At 33.0% G+C, this 1,339-nt stretch carries 1 protein-coding gene; it reads left to right on the top strand.

The genetic code is table 11. The annotated features are described in order from the left end of the window. Nucleotides 1–89: 89 nt before the first annotated feature. The gene (locus ACODST_RS27775; protein ID WP_488935345.1) at nucleotides 90–1,286 is read left to right on the top strand and encodes an IS256 family transposase; all 1,197 of its coding nucleotides are present in this window, start codon (nucleotides 90–92) and stop codon (nucleotides 1,284–1,286) included. Nucleotides 1,287–1,339 lie beyond the last annotated feature (53 nt).

Here is a 1,339-nt window from a genome sequence, read left to right as displayed (position 1 = left end):
GGTAGTGTCTCACTAACTGTGTAAGTAAAAAATAATGGGGTTTTAATACCTCATTTTTTTTTGTTTAATTTTAAATTTTACACAGTCTTATGAAAAAAGAAGATTTATTATCCACTGAATTTTTAAAACAATTCAAAACAGGTGAAGACCTAAATGGTTTTCTTGCTGAACTTCAAAAAAGAGGATTAGAAGCCATTCTAAATGGCGAATTAGATTCTCACTTGGGTTATGATAAACATGAAAAATCTGCTTCTTCCAATGCTCGAAATGGTTTTTCTAATAAAAAAATAAAAACCTCATTTGGAGAATCTCAGATTCAAATTCCCAGAGATAGAGAAGCCTCATTTAACCCCATTATTGTTCCAAAACGCCAAAGTATTGTCGATGGCCTGGAGAATGTGATTATTTCTCTTTATGCCAAAGGTATGAGTGTTAGTGATATCGAAGAACAAATTAAAGAAGTTTATAACTTTGATGTTTCTACATCCACTATTTCAAGAATTACAGAGTCGGTTTCTAATGATATTACAGCTTGGCAAAACCGTCCGTTAGATGCTGTTTATTTGATAGTCTGGATGGATGGAATTGTCTTTAAGGTTCGAGAGAACTCAAAAGTGATTAACAAAACTATTTATCTTGCTGTTGGCTTGAACAGAGAAGGCAAGAAAGAAGTTTTAGGAATGTGGCTGGGTAAGAATGAAAGCGCCAGCTTTTGGTTAGGGGTTTTAACAGATTTGAAAGCCAGAGGTATTGAAGATATATTAATTACGGCTACAGATAACTTAAATGGCTTTACTCAAACCATTAAAAATGTATTTCCAGAATCACAAACCCAAATCTGTGTAGTGCATCAAATACGAAACTCCGCTCGTTATGTAGTCTGGAAAGATAAGAAAGAATTTTCTAAAGATATGAAGCTAATTTATGATGCCCCGACAAAAGATGCTGCTAAAGCTGCTCTTGAAGATTTTGCTTCTAAATGGAATCAGAAATACCCTTACGCTGTAAAATCATGGCAGGAAAACTGGGAAGAGCTCACTGTCTTTTTCGACTTTCCTTTAGAAATCAGAAAAATCATTTACACTACAAATCTAATCGAAAATCTAAATGGAAAGATTAGAAAATACACCAAAAATAAATTGTCTTTCCCTACAGACGAAGCCGTCTTAAAATCTGTATATTTGGCTTTAAGAGAAGCTACTAAAAAATGGACAATGCCAATACATAATTGGGGATTAATACTAAATCAGTTCTTAACTATATTTGAAAAAAGGGTTCAACTTTAATTAAAAAGTCAAACCCCGTTATTTTAAACTTACACACTTTTTAGGATAGTGTC

This window comes from Flavobacterium sp. FG19 (assembly GCF_057809475.1).
Note: the sequence above shows the minus strand (reverse complement) of the source record. Positions and strands in the feature narration are given on the sequence as shown.

Excerpts from the sequence above, each read along its gene's own strand:
- ACODST_RS27775 (WP_488935345.1), top strand. The coding sequence starts at position 90 with ATGAAAAAAGAAGATTTATTATCCACTGAATTTTTAAAACAATTCAAA.